The sequence below is a fragment of the Flavobacteriales bacterium genome, from assembly GCA_016712535.1.
GTDB lineage: Bacteria > Bacteroidota > Bacteroidia > Flavobacteriales_F > PHOS-HE28 > PHOS-HE28.
Genome location: JADJQW010000004.1, coordinates 158668 through 178234 on the forward strand (window position 1 = coordinate 158668; position 19567 = coordinate 178234).

Annotated in this window: 22 protein-coding genes; 7 read left to right on the forward strand and 15 right to left on the reverse strand. The window is 63.0% G+C overall.

Annotation, left to right across the window (positions count from 1 at the left end; genetic code table 11):
- Positions 1-10: 10 nt before the first annotated feature.
- The 6 genes from IPK70_15115 to hemG form a co-directional block, all read right to left on the reverse strand.
- Positions 11-715 (reverse strand): hypothetical protein, encoded by a 705-nt coding sequence (locus IPK70_15115; GenBank protein MBK8228488.1) that lies wholly within the window; start codon positions 713-715, stop codon positions 11-13.
- On the reverse strand, positions 712-2403 hold the full coding sequence (locus tag IPK70_15120) for an Eco57I restriction-modification methylase domain-containing protein (GenBank protein MBK8228489.1): 1692 nt from the start codon (positions 2401-2403) through the stop codon (positions 712-714). The genes IPK70_15115 and IPK70_15120 overlap by 4 nt, the downstream gene beginning before the upstream one ends.
- Before the next feature lie 197 nt (positions 2404-2600).
- Positions 2601-3260, reverse strand: a complete 660-nt coding sequence (locus IPK70_15125) for a hypothetical protein (GenBank protein MBK8228490.1) — start codon at positions 3258-3260, stop codon at positions 2601-2603.
- A 19-nt stretch (positions 3261-3279) separates the two neighbouring features.
- On the reverse strand, positions 3280-3903 hold the full coding sequence (locus IPK70_15130) for a fibronectin type III domain-containing protein (GenBank protein ID MBK8228491.1): 624 nt from the start codon (positions 3901-3903) through the stop codon (positions 3280-3282).
- A 619-nt stretch (positions 3904-4522) separates the two neighbouring features.
- Positions 4523-5482 (reverse strand): T9SS type A sorting domain-containing protein, encoded by a 960-nt coding sequence (locus tag IPK70_15135; GenBank protein ID MBK8228492.1) that lies wholly within the window; start codon positions 5480-5482, stop codon positions 4523-4525.
- Positions 5483-5682: 200 nt separating this feature from the next.
- Entirely contained in the window at positions 5683-6228 is a 546-nt protein-coding gene (gene hemG, locus IPK70_15140; protein MBK8228493.1) for a menaquinone-dependent protoporphyrinogen IX dehydrogenase, read from the reverse strand.
- Between the two features lie 113 nt (positions 6229-6341).
- Here hemG and IPK70_15145 point away from each other — a divergent pair, with 113 nt between their 5' ends.
- Positions 6342-7472: an SRPBCC family protein gene (locus IPK70_15145; GenBank protein ID MBK8228494.1), complete on the forward strand. Its 1131-nt coding sequence runs from the start codon at positions 6342-6344 to the stop codon at positions 7470-7472.
- Between the two features lie 9 nt (positions 7473-7481).
- Positions 7482-7877, forward strand: coding sequence for a hypothetical protein (locus IPK70_15150; protein MBK8228495.1), 396 nt, complete (start codon positions 7482-7484; stop codon positions 7875-7877).
- Here IPK70_15150 and IPK70_15155 read toward each other — a convergent pair.
- The gene (locus IPK70_15155) at positions 7870-8265 is read right to left on the reverse strand and encodes a hypothetical protein (protein MBK8228496.1); all 396 of its coding nucleotides are present in this window, start codon (positions 8263-8265) and stop codon (positions 7870-7872) included. The two genes, IPK70_15150 and IPK70_15155, sit on opposite strands and share 8 nt — an antisense overlap.
- 131 nt (positions 8266-8396) lie before the next feature.
- On the opposite strand from IPK70_15155, the gene IPK70_15160 reads away from it, so the two are divergent.
- A complete protein-coding gene (locus IPK70_15160) occupies positions 8397-8564 on the forward strand; it encodes a hypothetical protein (protein MBK8228497.1) in 168 nt (55 codons plus the stop codon).
- 33 nt (positions 8565-8597) lie between these two features.
- Here the strand turns inward: IPK70_15160 and IPK70_15165 are convergent, their stop codons facing one another.
- The 5 genes from IPK70_15165 to IPK70_15185 all read right to left on the reverse strand — a co-directional run bounded on the left by IPK70_15165 (position 8598) and on the right by IPK70_15185 (position 12576).
- On the reverse strand, positions 8598-8906 hold the full coding sequence (locus IPK70_15165; GenBank protein MBK8228498.1) for a hypothetical protein: 309 nt from the start codon (positions 8904-8906) through the stop codon (positions 8598-8600).
- A 276-nt stretch (positions 8907-9182) separates the two neighbouring features.
- Positions 9183-9710: a DUF4199 domain-containing protein gene (locus IPK70_15170; protein ID MBK8228499.1), complete on the reverse strand. Its 528-nt coding sequence runs from the start codon at positions 9708-9710 to the stop codon at positions 9183-9185.
- Between the two features lie 109 nt (positions 9711-9819).
- Positions 9820-10296 (reverse strand): DNA-binding response regulator, encoded by a 477-nt coding sequence (locus IPK70_15175; GenBank protein MBK8228500.1) that lies wholly within the window; start codon positions 10294-10296, stop codon positions 9820-9822.
- Positions 10297-10502: 206 nt separating this feature from the next.
- Positions 10503-11249 carry a hypothetical protein gene (locus IPK70_15180; GenBank protein MBK8228501.1) on the reverse strand — a complete coding sequence of 249 codons (747 nt, stop codon included), beginning with the start codon at positions 11247-11249 and terminating at the stop codon, positions 10503-10505.
- Between the two features lie 175 nt (positions 11250-11424).
- Complete coding sequence (locus tag IPK70_15185) at positions 11425-12576, reverse strand: T9SS type A sorting domain-containing protein (GenBank protein MBK8228502.1); 1152 nt, start codon at positions 12574-12576, stop codon at positions 11425-11427.
- 95 nt (positions 12577-12671) lie between these two features.
- On the opposite strand from IPK70_15185, the gene IPK70_15190 reads away from it, so the two are divergent.
- A complete protein-coding gene (locus tag IPK70_15190) occupies positions 12672-14132 on the forward strand; it encodes a serine hydrolase (GenBank protein MBK8228503.1) in 1461 nt (486 codons plus the stop codon).
- Positions 14133-14171: 39 nt separating this feature from the next.
- Here IPK70_15190 and IPK70_15195 read toward each other — a convergent pair whose 3' ends face one another.
- Together IPK70_15195 and IPK70_15200 are read right to left on the reverse strand one after the other, a co-directional pair.
- On the reverse strand, positions 14172-14711 hold the full coding sequence (locus IPK70_15195; GenBank protein ID MBK8228504.1) for a dihydrofolate reductase: 540 nt from the start codon (positions 14709-14711) through the stop codon (positions 14172-14174).
- A 217-nt stretch (positions 14712-14928) separates the two neighbouring features.
- Complete coding sequence (locus IPK70_15200; protein ID MBK8228505.1) at positions 14929-15249, reverse strand: hypothetical protein; 321 nt, start codon at positions 15247-15249, stop codon at positions 14929-14931.
- Positions 15250-15652: 403 nt separating this feature from the next.
- Here IPK70_15200 and IPK70_15205 point away from each other — a divergent pair, with 403 nt between their 5' ends.
- The 3 genes from IPK70_15205 to IPK70_15215 all read left to right on the forward strand — a co-directional run bounded on the left by IPK70_15205 (position 15653) and on the right by IPK70_15215 (position 18382).
- Positions 15653-16033 carry a hypothetical protein gene (locus tag IPK70_15205; GenBank protein ID MBK8228506.1) on the forward strand — a complete coding sequence of 127 codons (381 nt, stop codon included), beginning with the start codon at positions 15653-15655 and terminating at the stop codon, positions 16031-16033.
- Positions 16034-16144: 111 nt separating this feature from the next.
- Positions 16145-17299 (forward strand): hypothetical protein, encoded by a 1155-nt coding sequence (locus IPK70_15210; protein ID MBK8228507.1) that lies wholly within the window; start codon positions 16145-16147, stop codon positions 17297-17299.
- A gap of 189 nt (positions 17300-17488) precedes the next feature.
- Positions 17489-18382, forward strand: coding sequence for an alpha/beta hydrolase fold domain-containing protein (locus tag IPK70_15215; GenBank protein MBK8228508.1), 894 nt, complete (start codon positions 17489-17491; stop codon positions 18380-18382).
- Between the two features lie 127 nt (positions 18383-18509).
- On the opposite strand, the gene IPK70_15220 is transcribed toward IPK70_15215, so the two are convergent.
- Positions 18510-19415: a clan AA aspartic protease gene (locus tag IPK70_15220; protein MBK8228509.1), complete on the reverse strand. Its 906-nt coding sequence runs from the start codon at positions 19413-19415 to the stop codon at positions 18510-18512.
- Between the last annotated feature and the right edge of the window lie 152 nt (positions 19416-19567).

The window sequence follows — 19567 nt, forward strand, 5'->3', positions numbered from 1 at the left end:
GCACATAGCCTCACGCCAACACCTCCCCAACCCTCCCCCGTATCGCCGCCTCGAACTTGGCCCAGCTTAGGTCCGCATCGGGTTCACGCACGCCATTAACACCTTGCTTGGGGTTCACCACGGCGTACCATGCAGCGTTGTAGAGCCGCTTCATGAGCAAGCGCCGCAACCAGATGGCCGCGCGCTGCTGGTAGGTGGCGCCCACGAAAGCATCGTCCAACGGAAAGTGCGGTTGCTTGAGGCTCTTGCCACCGCCGCGCGATTTGTCGTCGTCCTGCATGAAGAACACGAAGCCCAGCCACGGCGGTCGCGTGCCGATGAGCCCTTGCTCGGCGGCTTCCAGCAGGTCGGTGGCGTTGCCGAGGGATTCCTCGGTGCGGTTGTTCATGTTGTTGCCGTAGCTGCCCAGGATGCTCTTGAACTCCACGGCCGCCACCAGCACGCCCTTGTGGACCACCACCACGTCCCACTTCTTCTGCGGGCGGTAGAAGCCGGGGATCTCCAGGTTGCGGCCGCCGCAATGCACGCCCTCGGGCGGCATACCGGCATCGATAAAGATGCTCCGGACCAGCTCAGAGAGCGGATCCAGATGACGGCCCGAGGTGACACCGGCGCGCAGGCCCAGGTCCTTGCTGCCTCCTTCGCGGGCCTTCTTCTCCGCCTTGCTGCGCAGCTTCCACAGCGCGAGCACTTCCTTGCGCGGGTCCTTCTTCATCTCGTGGAACGGGGAAGTGCGTTCAGTCCATACGCCAGGAGTGCCGCCCGTGTAGCACCCGCCCTGTCGCGGTCGCGGAAGGCTTGCCTGAGCGCGTTGCGCAGGTCATCGTTCAAACTGCCGGGCGCAGGTACGCGGATCATGCGCAGGTATTGCGATTGGAAGCGCATGGTGCCGTTGCGCATCTTCACCCCATAGGCCCGCACGAAGAGCTCGGCTACTTCGGAGAGCAGCAGGCCGCCGAGCACTTCAAGGTCCCAGCCGGTGCTGGTGATCCAATACAGGTTGTGGTGCGGGTAGTGCTGCGTATCGAGCACCGGCGAGATGGTGCTGCTCATGTCCTGCAACACCAGCTTGGACCGTTCGCGCAGGCCGCGGTGCACCTTATCGATGGTGGCGTACCAGCGGTGCTGCTGCTTCTGGGCCACGTGGCGCTTCTTGAGCACAGCGGCATGTTGGAGGAAGTAGGCCTTGAGCTTGGGGTAGGCCATCAGGTCCACCAACTGGCCTTCTTCATCCCAAGGGCTCACGAGGTACTCGCCCTGCCATTGCACGCGACCGGTGGTGATGTCCGCCGACGTGAGCAAGGGAATGAGCCGATCGGGTTCCACGCCGTGCGCATCATCGGTGATGAACACATCATCCGCACCGGTGGCGATGCCGATGCCGACCTTGGTGCCCGTGGCCGTGTCCTCTAAGGGCTGGAACCGCTCGGTCATGTCCTCCAGGAAGGCGAGCACTTCGGGCGAACCGCTCGGCCAGATCTCTTCCGTGCGGAACCAATCGGGCAGCACGCAGGCGGAGAACATCGGGTCGGCGACCGAGCCGGGCGTCTCCCTCGTGAACCAATCCTTCAAGCGTTCGCCACCATGCGCATCCAGCGCAGCCTGGGCTGAAGCGTAGAGCACGCGACCCTGGTTCCCGTTCCGGATCATGGTGATGGCCGGATAAGCGGACACAGGCGCTGCAAAGGCATCCACGCCGTGCATCTCGAACATGGCGTCCACCGCGTAGCGTTCGCTGATGAGCTTGCGCAGTTTGCGTCCGTAGGCGTTATGCTGCCAGCGGTCGGCCACGATGAAGCACAGCCGACCACCGGGCTTCAAGGAGCGCAGTCCCTTCTCGATGAAGCCGACGAAGATGTCGGTGCCCATCGTCATGGTGCTCCACAGGCGCATGTACCGTTCCCGGCGCTCTTCGGGGATCTCCTGTGCCCGGATGTAGGGCGGGTTGCCGATCACGAGGTCGAAGTCGGCACCATCCGCAGCGAGCAGGTAGTCCGCATGGCGTACCCAATGCGCGACCATCTCATCCACGTTGGCCCAACCTTCGGCCACAAGCAGCTCGGCGATCCGCTGCCGAGCCGTCTGCACGTTGCGGCCTTGGAGGTCATAGGCGCGAATGGCATCGCGGGCATCGGTCAAGGCCCGGCCGTGGGTGCGCAACGAATCCGACAACCGATTCACGATCCGCTGGAGGAAGGCTCCATCGCCGCAGGAGGGCTCCAATAGGCGGATGTGCGACAGGTCTCGCTGAGCGCGGTAATCGCAGAGGTCGAGCATCAGGTCCACCACCCACGCTTTGGTGAAGACCGCGCCATGGTTGTCGCCTTCCTCGATGGCGGGCAGGGCCGGGACGAGCTCCAAAAGCTCGCTCTGGTCGAGGAGGGTGAGTTGGGCGGGGGGCATTCGGAACTGAGCGACGGGAAGACCGTCAATCATTGGAGCTCAAAGTAATGAACGAAGGGATGAACGCTATCAAGCGCGCCGTGACCCTCTGTGCCTCCATCCGTTGTTAGACCATCGCCGGGTCTCCTCCCACCTCCGCAGCGGTCTGTCCGCTGCTCTGAGCGGACGACCCTGCGACCCATAGGCAGTGCTCCACACTACGCCGCCCTCCGCCTTTCCTCCTCCCGCTTCGCCCTTGCCAGGCGTTCCATCTGCTGGCCGCGCGTGAGGCTGTCCCAGGCGCGCTGCGCATCGAGGCGCTCCATCAGTTCCTGTTGCTCTGGGAAGAGCTGCCCGAAGCTCACGAAGGTGCGGATGTGGATGATGTCGGTGTGCGTGTCCCAGTCACCAAGGCCCAGGCCGTGGTTCATGCCCACGCGCACCTCGCGCACGCCGGGGCTGCGCTCGTGGAGGGTCTCGGTGGCGTAGAAGAAGTTCTCGTGGAAGAAGCTCTGCAGGCGGTCCAGCGGATTGGCCGTGGGGTCGAAGCGCTCGCCGTAGCGCTGGATGAGGTGGTTATCGATGCAATAGCTGCTGCCGGTGGGCGTGACGATGAGGCCGAAGAGGCGGCCCTTCGCATCGTAGCTGTACACCAGGGGGTGCATGAGCGGCCCGGCCTTGCGCAGGCTGAAATGCAGCAGCCAATGGTTCTTGCGCGGCGAGGTCCAGGGCACCAGGTGCGTGATGGTCTCTCCGCGGGCCTTCAGGTGGATGCGCCGCATGCCCGGCAGCAGGGCGTTCACCTTGTTCCAGAGCGCCTTGTAGTCGCGGCGCGCGTCGGCGACCATCTCCGGCAATGTCATGGTGTGGACGAGCATGGCGGCTTGGGATCAAGGGTTAGTAGGCGCGGCGGCCGACGATCGCGCTCAGGGGCCCATCGCCGGCGGCGAACAAGGCCCGCACGCGGAAGTGGTGGTAGCGCCCGGGCTCGAGGTGCCGCACTTCGTGGCGGATGCGCGTGGTGCTGGCCACCAGCCGCCAGTCGTCCTCCAACTGCGCGTCGCCCGCGTTGACGAACACCTGATAGGCGCGGGCGCCATGCACGCGCTTCCAAGCGAGTTTCACCGCGCCCTCGTGTTCCGATCTATTGGCAACTAGCTGCTCGGGCGCTGTGAGGACCGTGATCCGCTGCGGGGGCCTGCGCAGCTCGAAGCCACTGGTAACCTGCCGGTCGATATCGCCTTGGGCCTGGGCCATGACGTATTTGGAGAGTTGAACGAGGAGTCGCTCCATTTTCGCATGTATGGCCCAGCGTGTGGCCACCGCGGCGCGCGCTCCGCCCTCAGCCTCACTGAGCCAGTGCACGAGTGCGGTGCGCACCACGGCGATCTCTGCGAGGCTGGGCATTGGGGCCGGAAAGTGCGGGTTGCCGGTCATGCAAGCCTCTATATAGACGGACTTGGCGATCAATTCGCCGGTAGGGAGGTCCTTGACACCGGCGCGGATGCAGGAAACGTTCATGGTCGCGGAGTTGGGCGCTGCAACGATGGGTGCGGTGCGCAGGTTCCATTTGGGGAACGAGCTTCATTGCGGCATATCCCCGATCAAGGCGCGCACCTCAGCAGCGTTCCCGTAATGGTCTATGCTTAAGCCGCTCGTAGCAGCGGCGTCCCCCGAATGGACCACGGCACAAGCGATCGTCCTGACCACGTTCCCTGAATGGGTCACGACGTTGTCGATCGTTCACGCCATGTCCCCCGTAAGGGATATCGCTCATATGATCGGTTGATCACTGTTCCCTGAATGGTGCATCGCATGGATGCGCAACAACGCCGCTCGGCTCAACATCTGAACCGTGTGGTGATCCGCATCTGTGGCATTCCCGAAATGGTCCGGCACGGGTGAAGACGAGCGCACATCCTGGACCATTGCAGAGCCTCCTCCCACCTCAGCAGCGGTCTGTCCGCTGCTCTGAGCGGACGACACTGGGCACATGGCCATGATTCTGCTTAAAGGAACCCGTCCGCTCTGCTTCCGCCCCTTCTTCTTGCCGGCACCATTCCATGCGCGCATGGCACCTCAAAGCGCCGCGATCAGATGACGCGCGCCATGGAAACTGGGGCAATGCTGCTGCTGCGCTCTACCACTTGATGAACCGCGCATTGCGCACCGATCCATCCACGCGTGTGCGCAGCACATAAGTGCCGGGGGCAAGCCCGGAGACATCGATCGCGGCGCTTTGAGGTGCCATGCGCACCGCCACACGCTGTCCCGTGAGGGAGAAGATCTCCACCGGCGTGCCACTGACAAGACCTTCGATCGTAACGCGGTCCGTTGCAGGGTTGGGCCAGATGTTCATCGGCGCAAGCGCCTGTTCGACGATGCCGCTGATCACATCGCTACTGGAAGCCTCGATGTAGATGTTGTCGAAGGCGGCGTAGATCGCTGTCGTGGGCGTAAGGCCGGTATTCAGCAGCGTGAACCGGATGGCCACGAAGTCGTCAGTGCTGCCGGCCACATCCAGGGATCCGATGTCCGTTGCCCAATTGAACACGAAGCTGCCCGCCCCGGTCGGTGCGTTCGGGGCGATGCCGATGAGCGTATCGCTCGACAGCGGAGCGGTCGAGTTGATGTTGAACACACCGCCGGGAGCATCAAGGGCCTCCACCAGGAAGTTGGGCGTGCCCAGGGTCAATGGACCACCGCATGTGGTATTGATGGCAGACATGTCCAACGAGATATTGATGAAGGGCAGGCTCTCGCGGTCGATCAGCAAGGCCAGCTTGTCCAAGAAATTAGTGTTGAGCATGCCCAGGCAAAAATCCCCGTTCGCGGCAGCGGGGTCGTCGTAGACATCGGCCGGGCCATTGATGAGAAGGGTCTCTACTGTATTGGACTGCTGGAACGCGCCGCTGAAGGTGCCGGAACCCGTACCCTGCCAAAGGGTGTTCACGGGCGTGGCACTGAAGTCCTGCTGACATGAAGCATTTACCGGTGCCGTGAGCGGTGTCACGAAACTGTTCTGGTAGATGAGCACGCTCTGCGCACTTAGGACCGAAGGGAGCGCAGTGGCGATCAGCAATGTGTGGAGGTTGTTCATGACCATGGTTCGTATGTGGCACAAATCAAATGCGGTGGTTCCTGCTTGTCCATATAACCTTCGTTCTATCCAAACCGCCGCAGGGTCTCCTCCCAATCCCGGACCTCGCCAGGGTTTTCGCTTTCGCCATCACCCCGGAATGCGGGCATTGCGGAGCCATGCGGACCCACCTTTCGGGGATCCTCTTGGCTGCGGGCCGTTCAGGCTGGGGCAGTCTCTTTCACCATCGCGGCCATCTCCTCCGCGAAGCGCTTCACCTGCGCCCAATCGGTGTACTCGTGGTCCTGCGTGGTATCGGTGCTGCCGCCCTGGCTCTTCACGATCATCTTCATCATGAAGCGCTTGAAGTAATCGTACTCGAGGTACTTCAGCGCGCCGGCGATCTGCTCGATGCGGTACGGCAGCCATTGGCAGGAGTCGGTGAAGGCGCGGGCGACCTCCAGGGCCTCGCTCATCGCTTTGGCCTCCCCCGTGACGATGTGCAGGCATACGGAGAAGAAGGCGTTGGGCCGTTGGTCGATCGCGGCTTTGTGCGCCAGGATGTAGTGCTTGAGCGCCGTGGGATAGTGCCCCGCGTGGACCGGTCCGCCGATCAGCACGAGCTCGAAGCCCTCCGGCGATGGCGGCTCATCGATGGCGTTGCAGCACGTGACCGCATGACCAAGGGACTGCAGGTGATCCTCCATGAAGCGGGCGATCTTGCGGGTCTGGCCTTCGACGGTGCCGTAGAGGATGAGGATGCGCATGGGTCGGATGCCGGAATCGGTTGATCCAGCGATCCGAACCTAACCGGGGCCTAGGCTGAGCGAACTGACGGAGGTCAGTCCGGGTATGCGGCCGGACGAGCATTTTCACCAACATGCGGCTCATCCAGCACTTCCTCCCCCGCCCCCGCCACACCGAGATCCACCGCATCGCGGTGAAGGCGCCACCGCAGCAAGCGTGGGAAGTGGCCCGTCATTTCGACGGCGCCACCATCCCGTGGGTACGTTTCCTCTTCGATCTGCGCACGCTGCCCGATCGGTTGCAGGGCAAGACCGTACCAAGGGCTGGTGAGAGCGGCCTAGGTGTGGATGACATCGTTTCGCATGGTCACGGCTTCATGTTGCTGGACGAGCGACCGGGTGAAGAAGTGGTCGTGGGTGCCGTCGGCCAATTCTGGCACCTGGAGATCCCGTTCAAGGATGTCAGCCCGCAGGGATTCGCCGCGTTCAACGAGAACGGTTGGGGCAAAGTGTCCTGGTCGATCCATGTGGAACCGCGCGAGCAAGGCAGCTGGATCACCCTGGAGCTGCGCGTCACAGCAACGGACGAGGCGAGCTGGGGAAAGCAGACGACCTATTTCCACCTGATCGGTCCGTTCTCGCACTTGATCCGCACTTCGGCCATGGCGCACCTGGAGGCGCAACTGGGCAAGGCGGACCTTCCCGCGGATGACGACCGCGCGCTGCCCGGCGATGCGCTGATCCCCGATGCGCCCTACCGGCTCACACACGCCATCGACATCGAGGCGCCGCCCGCGCTTGTATGGACCTGGCTGATGCAACTGGGCTGCGACCGCGGCGGCTGGTACAGCATCGATGCGCTGGACCACGGCGGAGAACCCAGCGTGGAGCAATTGCGCGCGGATTGGACCGAACGCCGTGTGGGAGAAACCGTGCACGCGACCCCGGCGCTGGATGGCGGCTATACGGTGAGGGAGGTGCAACATGAACAGGCATTGGTGCTCGGCGCGGAGGCCGACCGCATGGGCGGGCATATCCGCACCACGTGGGCTTTCGCGCTGGAGCCGATCGGCAGCGACGCCTCGCGGTTGGTCACGCGTGTGCGCGGTGAGGGCACACCGCCGTGGTCAGCGTGGTTGCAGGGCGCGGTGCTCTTCCCGCCGGTGCATGCGCTGATGCAACGGGTGCAGCTGAAGAACCTGAAGCGATTGGCGGAGCAACGCGCTTGCGAACGGTTTGCTCCATCACAATCGGTTGAACACTAGGTTGGACCCATGTGGTGGAAATCCCTCCTCTTCTGGTTCCTGCTCATGGCGCTCGCCATCGGCAATGGCACCGTGCGCATCAAGTTCATCATCCCGCACACCGGGCTCACCATGGGCCTCGCCATCAGCACGGTGATGCTGTGCGCGCTGATCCTCGTTGCCACCTGGCTCGGCATCCGCTGGCTGGGTCCAGCTGATGCGAAACAGGCGTGGGGCATCGGCCTGCTCTGGCTCGCCATGACGCTCGCCTTCGAGTTCGGCGCCGGGCACTTCCTCTTCAAGAAGCCATGGAGCGAACTGTTCTACGATTACAACATCGCGCAGGGCCGCATCTGGTTGCTGGTGCCGATCGTGACGGCGATGGCTCCATGGTGGATGGCGAAGGTGCGAGGGCTGTTCAACTAGCAGCGCTGGCAGGCGCAATCCTCTTCACGATCCACGCCGCGCCGAAGGCTTCCACCATGCTCCAGGGAATGGCTATGGTAAGGATGCCGAGGGGCAGCACGCCGAGGTTGCCGATCACGAGCCACATGAGCACGAAGCCGATGCCCCACGCCAGCGTCGCGGTCTCCACCAATGTGAAGCGCCTCGAGAGGATGAGGATCACCAGTGAAAAGGCCAGCGACCAGATGCCCCACACCGCGCCATTGATCGGCTCCGCGGGGAAGGCCAGACCAAGCGCCGTGTAGTGCGCAGACCAATGTTCGACCAGCACCAACTGGTTGCGGATGAACTCGTTGGTGGCAATCCATATGGTAGCGACCAGCACGGAGGTGATCGAACGAAGGGCCATCGATGCGAACGTATCCAACAGAATGCAATGGCGCAATCGGCAAGGATCTCGGAGCCACCTGGATCGGCATCCGATGGCTGGGTCCTGCTCATGCGAAGCAGGCTTGGAGCAACGGACTGCTCTGACTGGTGATGACGCTCGCCTTCGAGTTCGGGGCCGGGCACTTCCTATTCAAGAAGCCATGGAGCGAATTGCTCTACGACTACAACCTTGCGCAGGGCCGCATCTGGTCGCTGTTGCCGATCGTGACAGCGATGGCTCCTTGGTTGATGGCGAAGGCGCGCGGGCTGTTCGCTTGAGCTTGACCTGCGGCCTGAACAGCAGGAACACAACTACCGGGGAGGCGGCAGGCAGGCCAGCTGGGCGCCCACTGGATGTGAATCCAAAGGCATTGGCATCAAGCTGTCGTCGGGTTCGTTCTCGATGCGTTCCACGCGGTCCGGAGCCAGTGTCTCCATCACCACCTCCAGCGCGCAGGTGCGCTGCACGATGTCGAACCCGAACGGATCCGCATCCGCATGAATTGAGCGTTGTGCATGGAAGGCCGGTACGGTTTCATGATGGAACGAGCTCAGCAAGAACACCATTGCCAGGACCAGGAGAACCGAGCTTTTCACGCGCATGCTTCCAGCAATAGGCATCTAGGTTATGATGCCTTTGGCCGCAGCTGGCCGATAATGGGAGTCTTTAACGCTACATGCGGACCGCCGCATTGGTCTGCGCATTCGTTCATGCAACTGGCCCCCAGGCCCCTTTAGGAATACCGGGCCTTTGAAGGCTCCGAAGCGCGAATGCGGGTATAAGCCCTTGCGCATGCAGGGTGCTCGACGAGGTGCTGCTCATCGACAGGAAGGTGCAGGAGTCGTTGATGCCTGGTTGGATGAGCCATTGCGCCATGCCTGCGCCGATCGCGCCTCTCACCCGGCCTGTGCAACGCCCCGTCTCTTCAGCAAGCCCGCGCATACGAGGCTGATCAACAGTCCCACCGGCAGGATCTCCGTGTAGGTGATACCGGCCTTGAAGACCGGGTTGTTGTTGTACAGCTCCATCATCTCATCCATCTCCTTCAGCTTGGCCTCCACCTCCGGTGCGGGCATGCCGCTGCTCTCCATCCGGGCCTTCTCGTGCTCATAATACTCGGCCATGAATTCCTGCCCGGTGGTGGCGCTGAGCACCATCCAGGAGGCCACGTACATGGTGGAGGCGATGAGGGTGATGTACAGCCCGATCAGGAAGGCCTTGCCGAAGGTGATCGCCCCGGCGTTCTGCTTGTCCCGGTAAGACTTCACCGCGAAGAAGATGGTGCTGAAGGCCACGACCATGGTGGTGTAGCCGATCCAGAGCCCGTTGTCGAAATCGTGCTCGCCGCTGCCGAGGGTGAGCCACATCATGACCGTTACGATGAGGCCGGCGATGAGGCCATAGGTGAGGACCGTCTTGTTCATGGGTTCGCTGTTTTGGCTGCGAAGCACGGCTGGCGGGGCCGCCCGACCCTCATCCTTTGGTATGGATCGGCACGCTCAAGGCGAAGATCCATACTTCGGTCGGACGGATTCATGCCAATATGCCCAGCTCCTTCGCCTTGTGAACGGCCTGGGTCCGGCGGCTCACATCCAGCTTCACGAAGAGGCTGGATGAGTGCGACTTCACCGTGGGCAGGGAGATGAAGAGCCGGTCGGCGATCTCCTGGTTGGAGCAGCCCTTGGCCATGAGCCCGAGCACTTCCAATTCGCGCGCGCTGATGCCCAGGTCGGCGATGGCCGCCTTGTTCGGCGGTTGGGAAGGAGCGTGGTCCGTGGCAGCTACCGGCGCCGCCGCCTGCCGGCCTTCGAGCAGTTTTTTCCCCACCCAGATGCCCAGCGCAGTGAAGAGCAGGGCCACCACGCCGATGTACACCTCCATGCGCAGGTCGCGGATCCAGAACTTGTACTCGGCGTACTTCAGCGCGAAGACCAAGGCGGCCATGGCCAGGCCGTAGAGCACCATGGTGCGCCAGAATCCGGTGCTGCGCGGTTCGGCGGTTGCGGACATGCGGCCCGAAGTTCGGGATTCGCCACATCACGCCCATCCAAGTACTCGGGCGCGGCGAACCGGTTGGCCGCGAAGTATCCCAAGGGATCACAGGTGACCATCCATCATCATCCGCGTGATCCGGGCCTCGATTGCCTGGAAGGCTCGTGAATCACCGGCTGCTGAATCGTGCCGGGCGTGATCGCTGCGATGATGCTTTGGGCGAGCTATGCCGCGTGAGCCGCAGCGGTCAGCCGGTCCAGCGCACGTCGCGACTTCCACCGACTGGTAGCGAACATCCACCACAACCCGCCGGGGACCGCGAGGATCAACAGGAGCATGAACCAGCGCGGACCATCCATGGCATTGGTGCGCACCACTTGGACCAGGAAGCCGACCGTGACCAGGCTCGCGATCAACGCCACCCGAGCAGGCCAAGGCGAAGGCATGCTGTCCGTGCCCGCGGTGAGGTCGCGGAAGGCGAACGTGTCGAACTCATCACGGCCGCCGCGCCCCACGAGCGCTTCCACCCGATGGCCGGGGCGCACCGGTCCACCGGCCCGTTCGTCCACCAGGAAGCGTTCCCCATCCTCCAGTTCGACCACGAAGTACACCACCGTGTGGTAGCCCTCGCGCGACAGGTCGTCCCGCGCACGGTTGCGCTCCTTGTGCTTCACGGTGCCGCTGATCACGCGCGTACCGGCCCACTGACCGAGCGAACGCTTCAACTCCTTCCATTGCGGGCCATATCCTTGATCGGCGTGCACGTTGTAGAGCGAGCTGACCTGCACACCATCCGATCCGCGCACCACCACCACCTCGTCACCAACGTTCAGCCCCAGGGGGTCCGACTCGCGTATCTCCAGCTTGACCTGCTGTTCACCCACGGTGAGGTAATACCGCAACCTGCGGATGCCGTCCTCATCGAAGTACGACGTCCGATCGAGCTTGGTGATAGGCCCCCGGATGGTCATCGGTCACGGTCGCAAGATCGGTGTTCGAGCATGACCATCACGATCAAGCGAGGAACTCACCCCATGCCCTTCCGCACAGCGAGCGCCACGGAGATGGGACTGCGTTCAGAGGCACCGCGCCTTCGGGGGTGCTCCTGCGGTGGTTCTTCCAACGCGCAAGCGTGATGATCCACGCTCACTGCTTGAAGAACGTGATTGCTTCACTGGTCTCTATCAGGGCGATATACATTCCAGCAGGCAGCGACCGCACATCCATGGGCGTTCCGGTGGTTCCATAGCGCTGCGTGCGGCCACTTGCATCAATGATGCGGACGGCATCACCTGCGGCCCTGCCTCTGACCTCCACCTGCACGAGATCATCCGCCGGATCCGGCCACACCCAGATTGTTGGTGCCTGGTCATCTGGGGCCAGTCCGACCGTGCAGTTCGTCGGCTGCGTGAAATAGTGATCGGTCAGGAAGGTGCTGAGCGCCACCCGTAGCGAGTCGGCGAACAGCGCACGGTTCATCGGGCTGTCGCGCACTCCTGTGAAGTTGCATTCAACCTGTACCCCGTCGATCGCGCCGCCGTTGTAACTGCCGTGACGGGCTGTATTGTAGCCTCCGCTGAAATAGGGCTGCCCTTGCAGTGGGAAGGGATCCTGCTGGCTGGGAACGGAGGGATAGCCCAGGCTGGCCAACCGCGTGCCCAAGGCCAGTGGACCTCGCAACAGCTCCGCATGGGGGAGCGCCAACTGGTTCTGCAGCGCTAGTGCGCGGATGCTGCTGAAATCGATGTAGGTGGAGGTGTTCAATGTGGCGTCCGGGAGCGCCAGCTCATCTTCATACAGCAGATAGCCCAGCTCCAAGCGCTGCACGGTGTGGCCGTGGCCGTGCAGGTCCAGGTAGAAGCCCTTGCCTGCTGTGGCCGTAACGCGAGCCTTCGCACTATCGATGAAGGCGTGGAAGGCCTGCCACGCCAGCACAGCCTGTGGATCGCCACACGCACCATCTGCGAGGTTCCGGTTCGCATCCAGCTTGCGCCGCGCGAGGTGGTTGATCACCACATGTGGCCGGCACCCATCCGTGACCGCGAATACCGAATCGATGGCGTCGCCGAGCTCCACGGTATTGGCGTCCACATCGTATACCGGATCATTGCAGGTGCGGTCCGGTATGTCTGCCGGGGCCAACGCACCACCGTGCGGTACGGAGATCACCAATGGAAGGTCGCCGCAGCGGTACTCAATATGGCCGTTCGCGCTGAAGTAGGCCTGGCCCGGAACATAGGATTGCGCCTGCAGTGGAGCACCCAAGGGAAGGAGGACGAAGAACAAGAGGTTGCGCATGCACAGGTCGTGTTGGACAAGGTACGGGCGCATCATCGATCAGTAAGCCACCCGCACGAGCGAACGCACGGAAGACAGCAACTACCTTCGGCCTGATGCGTCCGCTTCCCCTCCTTGCTCTACTGCCCTTTGCTGCCAACGCCCAGAACCTGCAGCAGCAGCTGCAGAGCGTCGCCACCGCCAATGGGCTCATTGGCATGAGCGTGGTCACCACCTGCGGCACGGCCGTGCAGGACGTGGTGCACACGGGCAAGCGCAACCTCGCGCTCAACCTGGATGTGGACGACAGCACGCGCTACCGCATCGCCAGCATCAGCAAGCTCGTCACCGCCATCGGCTTCATGCGCCTGTACGAGCAGGGCGCCTTCGGCCTCGATGACGATGTGAGCACGACGCTCGGTTTCAGCTTCCGCAACCCCGCATATCCCGCCACGCCCATCACCTATCGCATGCTGTTGAGCCACACCAGCAGCTTCCAGGACGGTACCGGGTACGCGGACTTCCTGAGCGCCACCTATGGGACCACGCCCCCGCCGCCCATCAGTGAACTGGCGGTGCCCGGCGGCGACTATTACACCAGCAACATGTGGCGCACCGAAGCACCGGGCACCTACTTCACTTACAGCAACGCCAATTTCGGCATCCTCGGCACGCTCATCGAGGCGCTGAGCGGACAGCGCTTTGACGTGTACATGCGCCAGCAGGTGCTCCTTCCACTCGGGATCCATGGCAGCTACAATGTCCAGGACCTTCCTGGTGTGACCGATCTCGCCGTGCTCTATCGCAACAGCGCGCCGCAGTCGGACAACTACAATGGAGTGGTGCCGATCGCACCCGACCTGAGCCAGTACGTGATCGGGAGCAACGGGCTCTTCTTCGCTCCACAGGGTGGTCTGCGCGTGAGCGCCTTGGAACTGGCGCGCATCGCCATCCTGCTGGCCAACGCTGGCACTTACGACGCCACGGTGTTGTTGCAGCCGGCCACCGTGGCCCTGATGCTGGGCAACGAGTGGACGTGGAACGGCAGCAACGGAGACAACTACTACGGCCTCTTCCGCTCTTGGGGCTTGGGCGTGCACCGCATCACCGCGCAGCCCGGTGGCGATGTGGTCTTTCCCGGCGCAGCGCTCTTCGGCCATGCCGGTGAGGCCTACGGCCTCATCAGCGACCTGTACGTGGATCCTGCCTCGGACTTCGGCCTCGTCTTCCTCACCAACGGGTACACGCCCGGCAATGCCTACAGCTTCGGCACCACGAGCGCGTTCTACGGCGTGGAAGAGGAGGTCTACGCCGAGCTGCTCCAGTGGAGCCTGCCCGCATGCCTATCAACAACGATTGCTGACGATGCCCGAAACGCGGAGCTGCTGCTCGTGGACGACCGGATCAATTGGACCGGGGCAGGATCAACCTCGATAGCGCTGCTTGACTTGAGCGGTCGGCTCATCGAGCGCTTCGATCTGGTTTCCGGCGGATCGCGCACCGTGCGACCCGGCGCCTACATCGTGCAGCGGGTTGACCTTCGTGGCACTGAGACACGGTTGTGGTGCGTTTGGTGATCGGGTTAGACCACCATCGCTTCAGCCCGCGCCCCCACTTTAGCGCCGCGCGTACTCGCTCTGCACCAGCCCGCCCGGGAAGCTGCGGCTCGTCACGAGCTTCCAGCGAAGGTCCTTCTCCAGCGGACCGAAGAGCGGGATGCCCTTCCCGATCAGCACCGGTACCTGCGTGACGATGAGCCGATCGATCAGGCCAGCCCGCAAAAAGCGCTGCACGGTGCCGCCACCATCGATGTACAGGTGCTCGTAGCCGCGCGCGGCCAACTGCCGAACGACCTCTTCCGGCGTCGCGTTCAGCAGCTCCGCATCGGCACCGCGTTCCTTAACGCGAGCAAGGTCCACCGCACCGCTGCTGAGCACGAAGACCTTTTTCGTGTAGGGCCACTGCCCGAATCCAAGCACCACCTCGAAGGTGCGGCGTCCCATCACGATGGCATCGATGCCGGACACGAAAGCCTCGTAGCCGTGGTCGCCCAACTCGGCAGTGCCATCGCCTTCGAGGAAATCGAGCGCACCGTCGGGACGGGCGATGAAGCCATCGAGGCTGAGGCCGCAGAAGACGGAGCAGGTGGTGGACATGAAGGCAAGGTAGAAGCGTCATCGGTTGGGGTCCGTGATGCCTGATCATGGATGCCGATAGCGCACCTCGCTCACAAGGGATCTGGAGGAGCGCAGCGGCTGCAGTGAGCAGGTGTACGAGCTTTCTCTGATCAAGCGCGGCCCGTCAGACTGCGGAAGAAGCATGCGCCTGCTCATGACCCGCTGTCAATCCCAGCGGGGCACGCAGGCCGGCGGACTAGATGTCCGGATAGCGCTCTTCCTTCAGCTTCTCGCCCTTCTCATTCAGCGTTGTGGCGGTCTTGCGCACGGCTTTGCCGCCTTCGAAGCTCACGGTCACGGAATAGGTCGTGGTCTCGATGTCGCCGTTGTCCCAGATGTGCAGTTCGTCTGTGAGTTTGCGCCCTTCCAATCCTCCCATCTGGAAGACGACCTGCTCATAGGTCTGGCCCATCTCGACGCGCTTGTACGCATCCTCATTCACCTTGTCCTTGAAGGCGGGACCCCCGCCGCAGCCAAACAAGAGGCTCATGGCCAGTCCCAGCGCGATCGATCGCATGCTATTCATCGGCTTTGTTCTTTTTGATGTTCTAATCTGACGGCGGGAAAGTTAAAAGGAAGAGCCTGTCAGGGAAGCCCAGCCTGCTTGCTGCGTGGACCAAGGTGCTGGCATCGCGATGCTGAATCGGTTCCCCATCCTTCGCGCGCCACGGTCGGCCTGAATCCGGGGAGGTTTTTGGCACTGCCCCGCACGGCCGATTCCGGGCCATGAGCGACCGCTCGTGTTCTGCCGGGCGAAGGAGGTGCTTCGGCCCTTCGGCACTAGCGGATCAAGGATCGAGCGGATCAGAAGGCGATGGGCGCTGTGCCGGGCGGCGCGATCCGGCCATGCGCCCTCATGGGGCTCGCTCTTGAAGAACCGCCTGCTACATTGGGCGTCTCGTATCATTCATCGCATCGCCATGAAGGGCACCACCATCCCGGGCCGGATCAGCATCCCCTTGCTTCTGCTGCTCTCCGTCACCATGCAGTTCTGCGGCAGCTCCAAGAAAGCGGCGACACCGGATGGCGCGACCGCTGCGGCAACCTCGGTGTCCTACGCGAAGGACATCAAGCCCATCATGCTGGAGAAGTGCACGCCGTGCCATTTCCCCGAGACCGGCAAGAAGATCATGCTGGATACCTACGAGGCCGTGCGCGAAAACGCCAAGGACATCCTGCGCCGCGTGCAGCTTCCGCAGGACCACATGGGCTTCATGCCCTTCAAGAGCAAGAAGGCGCCGCTCACCGAGGCCGAGATCAAGCTCTTGAAGGATTGGGTGGAGGGCAGGATGCCGGGTTGATTCGCAGACCGTTCCACTCCGATACCGAACGGCCTCATGGCCCAGGCTCTTCTTGTTGCCCAATCCAGCGGGTCCATGACCCGGCCCGATATTCGTGCGATGTCTCCTTGCATGCGTTCCGTTCTCCTGCTTGCGCTCGTCGGGCTGACCTCGGCTGCGGCGGCGCAATCGATCACGGGCGGCACGAGCGTGATCAAAGGCGGCGGTGGCAATGGTGGCGGCCTCGTCACGGGTGCCATCGGTGCGCTCGCCGGTGCCGGCAAGTACATGAACAACGAACCCGTGGCGCTGGGCCGCGACATCGAGACGCGCTTCTTCGGCGGCCTGCACATCACCCTGCAGGCGGCCAAGGTCTCCGACAAGACGAGCGCGTTGCGCACCTTCTGCTATCCATGGCTGGGCTTCCGGCTGGAAGGCGGCAGCTCCTTCACGTACCGCGACCGCCTGCGCTTCGGTGTGGGCGGCGGTTGGGGTGTGAACGGCTACATGATGGCACTGGACTCCGTGTCCAGCAGCGTGTACCACAGTACCAAGAACGCTGAGGTCAGGCTGGCGTGGCACACCCTGCCTAAACGGAACGAACCCTCGCAATGGTCCTTCGGCGTAGGCTTCGGCGCCACCTTCCAACGGGCCGATGAGCGGAACACGGTGAAGGACGGCGTCAGCACACGAACCGTGGCGCTGCGCGATGTACGCCCCTACATCGCACCGGAAATAGGCCGCTTCACGTCCAGCGGCAAGGACCGTTTCGAACTCGCTCTCCGATACATGACCCATTTCGACCCTGCGCCGGCATGGACCAGCACCAGTTCATTCCATGGCAACTGGGCCAGCACGCAGGCGAGCGATGACAACCTCGCGCTGGTGATCCGCTATCACCTGGGTGTCCGGAAGCGGGTTCCGCCGCCGGCACCCGCGGCCCCTTCGTTGGAGGAGATCGCCATGGACACCCTGCCGAAGCTCACCGCCAAGCGGCAGCGCATCACGCTCACGCTATGGGACGATGCCGAAGTGGACGGCGATACGATCAGCGTGCTGCTCAACGACCTCCCAGTGCTCGTTGCGCACTGCTTGAGCCACGAGCCCATGAAGCTGCGGCTCGACCTGGGCTTCGGCTATAACAAGCTGGAATTGATCGCGCACAACGAGGGACGGATCCCGCCGAATACCGCACGGGCCATCCTTCGTCGCGGCAAGGGCAAGGAGGAGCTCCTGATCAAGACGGGCAGGAGGCGCGGGAAGATGATGGTGATGATCCGGGGGTGAGGCCATCGGGCCGCGGGGTGCCGGAGGCGGAGGTTCGCCAGGCACCTTGCAGTGGTGCAGTTGAAGCACCTGGTGCCGATGCAAGCCCGATCCCTTGGTCGCCTCCCTCCATGCGAGTTCCAGGAATGAACCTGAGTGTTCCTTGTGCGTCTCACCCACCCAATCCTCACGAACGCGAACTTCGTGGCCATGTCCGCCCATTCCTTCTTCCCGCGTCGATGCCTCATCGCGGTCTTCGCTGTCGCGCTGATATCCGGATGCCGAAAGGAGGAAGCTCCGGAATCCACCCCGGATGATGGCGGCGGATCGGCCGGCACCGGCGCATACACCATTACGCGCACCGTCGGCACCGACAGCGTGAGCGTGGAGGCGATCATCGACAAACCCGTGAATGATACGCTCGATGCGCTGCTGCTCTTCCATGGCACGGTGGCCTACGACAGCCTGATCCTCGATGCCGCGCAGAACACGCTCGACGCCTTCGCGGCCATCCTGGACCGTGAGGACATGCTGCTGGTGAGCGTGGCCTACCCCGAAGAAGGCCTGCTCTTCGGCGACAACATCCAGCATGCGGAAGCGGCCCTCCTCTGGCTGCGCGACCATGCGGAGCAGGAGCTGGGCATCACGTTGAACAAGATCTTCCTCGCCGGCCATTCGCAGGGTGGCTACATCGTGACGCGGCTGAATACGATGCACGCGGTTGATGCCGTGATCGCCAATGCGCCCGGACCGCTGAACCTGGTGTACCGCTGCGAGCTGGAGGAAAGCGGCCAGCTGCCTCCCGGGCAGGTTTGCGGCCTCCTGTATCAGGCCTATGGCTCCACGCAGGCGGATCCCGATGCCTACATGGAGCGCTCGTTGCTCAATTTCACCGGTGCGCATCTGTCCGACATCCTCTTCGTGCAGGGCCTGAGCGACTCGCCCATCCAGATGTACTCCTGGCCCACCTTCCGGAGCCAGCTCGAAGCATGCGCTGATTGCCAGGAGCGCAGCTTCCTTGAATTGCCAGGGCTCGGGCATCAAGCCCTGTTCAACAGTCCGATCGCGATACAGGCCTTCAACGACTTCATCGATCAGCACTGATCGAACAAGTTGTCCGGATGAGCCCTGGATAGAACGCCGTGTCCCGGGCCAACGACTGGAAAGCGAGACAGATTTGACGGAGGGTGGAGGCTCAAGGAGCGTGAATTGGCCGAAGGCCGGCTTTGCTTCACCGCCTCGGCTCCAGGTACACGAGGCCCGCCGGCAAGTGGTAGGTGATGTTGAACTCGTTCAGCAGCCCCTGGCCGATGAGGCCGTCGCAAGCCTGCCGTGAAGCTGCATTCACCGGATCCACCTGGTACACCACGGGCACCTTACGCCAGCTACGCCCTTGTACACGTGCACGGGCCAGCTTGCCATGGCGGTTGTGTGTGATGGTGGGCTCTGCGCCGAAACCCGACGCGCCCCTGTACCGCTTGCCGGGACGCATCAGCCCATGCGCCACCACCGCGTGGTTGTAGAACGTGAGGTGGTTGTCCGCCCCGGTGTCCAACTTCACCATCACCTCGACGGTATCCTTCCGCCCACCAGGCAACACCTGCATCAGAAAGCCGTAGGTACCCGAGTCGAGTTCGGTCGCGGTGATGGCTGCGCTGCTGCCGCTGTGCACATAGGTCTTCGGGTCGTGTACGCGCATGCGCAACGCATCCAGGTCCGTGCACACCACGGCGCGACTCAGCAGGTCGACACCCAGGATCGCATCGATCGGGACGTTGTAGTGCGCACTCAGATGCCCAAGGTCCATCAGGAAAAGCTCCACGCTGTCCAGCACGAATCGTTCGCCCAGGCGCAGGCTGTTGTTCGGACTGCGTGCCGCCTTCACGGGCCTCCCCGATGTGCCGATGGCGAGCGAGTCCGTCAGTACCAGCCCGCGTTCCCGTGCCACCCGATCGTCCACCACCGTCACGCCCGCACCCGAATCGAAGAGCACATGCATGGGCGCCGGGTCATCGTTCAGGTACACCTCGATGAAGAGGAGCCTGCTGCGCATGGTCATCGGCAACTCCACCAAGGACTTTTGGGCGCTTGCGGCGAAGCAGATGAATGCTGCGATGATGAAGGACGGGAGGCGCACCGGATGAAGATACATCAAGGTCGCACTCGACAACCTGGCGAACAAGCCGACGGAAGGAAAGCGGGCGAAGATCCGGGGTTCACCCGGAGAAGCATGCCCGTGTTCTTCGGTGTGTGGGAGCCGGAGGTTGGAACGCGTCGCTTGGTGGTGGA

Coding starts and splice junctions, on each gene's coding strand:
- IPK70_15115 (MBK8228488.1), bottom strand. CDS start 715: ATGAAGAAGGACCCGCGCAAGGAAGTGCTCGCGCTGTGGAAGCTGCGC.
- IPK70_15120 (MBK8228489.1), bottom strand. CDS start 2,403: ATGCCCCCCGCCCAACTCACCCTCCTCGACCAGAGCGAGCTTTTGGAG.
- IPK70_15125 (MBK8228490.1), bottom strand. CDS start 3,260: ATGCTCGTCCACACCATGACATTGCCGGAGATGGTCGCCGACGCGCGC.
- IPK70_15130 (MBK8228491.1), bottom strand. CDS start 3,903: ATGAACGTTTCCTGCATCCGCGCCGGTGTCAAGGACCTCCCTACCGGC.
- IPK70_15135 (MBK8228492.1), bottom strand. CDS start 5,482: ATGAACAACCTCCACACATTGCTGATCGCCACTGCGCTCCCTTCGGTC.
- hemG (MBK8228493.1), bottom strand. CDS start 6,228: ATGCGCATCCTCATCCTCTACGGCACCGTCGAAGGCCAGACCCGCAAG.
- IPK70_15145 (MBK8228494.1), top strand. CDS start 6,342: ATGCGGCTCATCCAGCACTTCCTCCCCCGCCCCCGCCACACCGAGATC.
- IPK70_15150 (MBK8228495.1), top strand. CDS start 7,482: ATGTGGTGGAAATCCCTCCTCTTCTGGTTCCTGCTCATGGCGCTCGCC.
- IPK70_15155 (MBK8228496.1), bottom strand. CDS start 8,265: ATGGCCCTTCGTTCGATCACCTCCGTGCTGGTCGCTACCATATGGATT.
- IPK70_15160 (MBK8228497.1), top strand. CDS start 8,397: ATGACGCTCGCCTTCGAGTTCGGGGCCGGGCACTTCCTATTCAAGAAG.
- IPK70_15165 (MBK8228498.1), bottom strand. CDS start 8,906: ATGCCTATTGCTGGAAGCATGCGCGTGAAAAGCTCGGTTCTCCTGGTC.
- IPK70_15170 (MBK8228499.1), bottom strand. CDS start 9,710: ATGAACAAGACGGTCCTCACCTATGGCCTCATCGCCGGCCTCATCGTA.
- IPK70_15175 (MBK8228500.1), bottom strand. CDS start 10,296: ATGTCCGCAACCGCCGAACCGCGCAGCACCGGATTCTGGCGCACCATG.
- IPK70_15180 (MBK8228501.1), bottom strand. CDS start 11,249: ATGACCATCCGGGGGCCTATCACCAAGCTCGATCGGACGTCGTACTTC.
- IPK70_15185 (MBK8228502.1), bottom strand. CDS start 12,576: ATGCGCAACCTCTTGTTCTTCGTCCTCCTTCCCTTGGGTGCTCCACTG.
- IPK70_15190 (MBK8228503.1), top strand. CDS start 12,672: ATGCGTCCGCTTCCCCTCCTTGCTCTACTGCCCTTTGCTGCCAACGCC.
- IPK70_15195 (MBK8228504.1), bottom strand. CDS start 14,711: ATGTCCACCACCTGCTCCGTCTTCTGCGGCCTCAGCCTCGATGGCTTC.
- IPK70_15200 (MBK8228505.1), bottom strand. CDS start 15,249: ATGCGATCGATCGCGCTGGGACTGGCCATGAGCCTCTTGTTTGGCTGC.
- IPK70_15205 (MBK8228506.1), top strand. CDS start 15,653: ATGAAGGGCACCACCATCCCGGGCCGGATCAGCATCCCCTTGCTTCTG.
- IPK70_15210 (MBK8228507.1), top strand. CDS start 16,145: ATGCGTTCCGTTCTCCTGCTTGCGCTCGTCGGGCTGACCTCGGCTGCG.
- IPK70_15215 (MBK8228508.1), top strand. CDS start 17,489: ATGTCCGCCCATTCCTTCTTCCCGCGTCGATGCCTCATCGCGGTCTTC.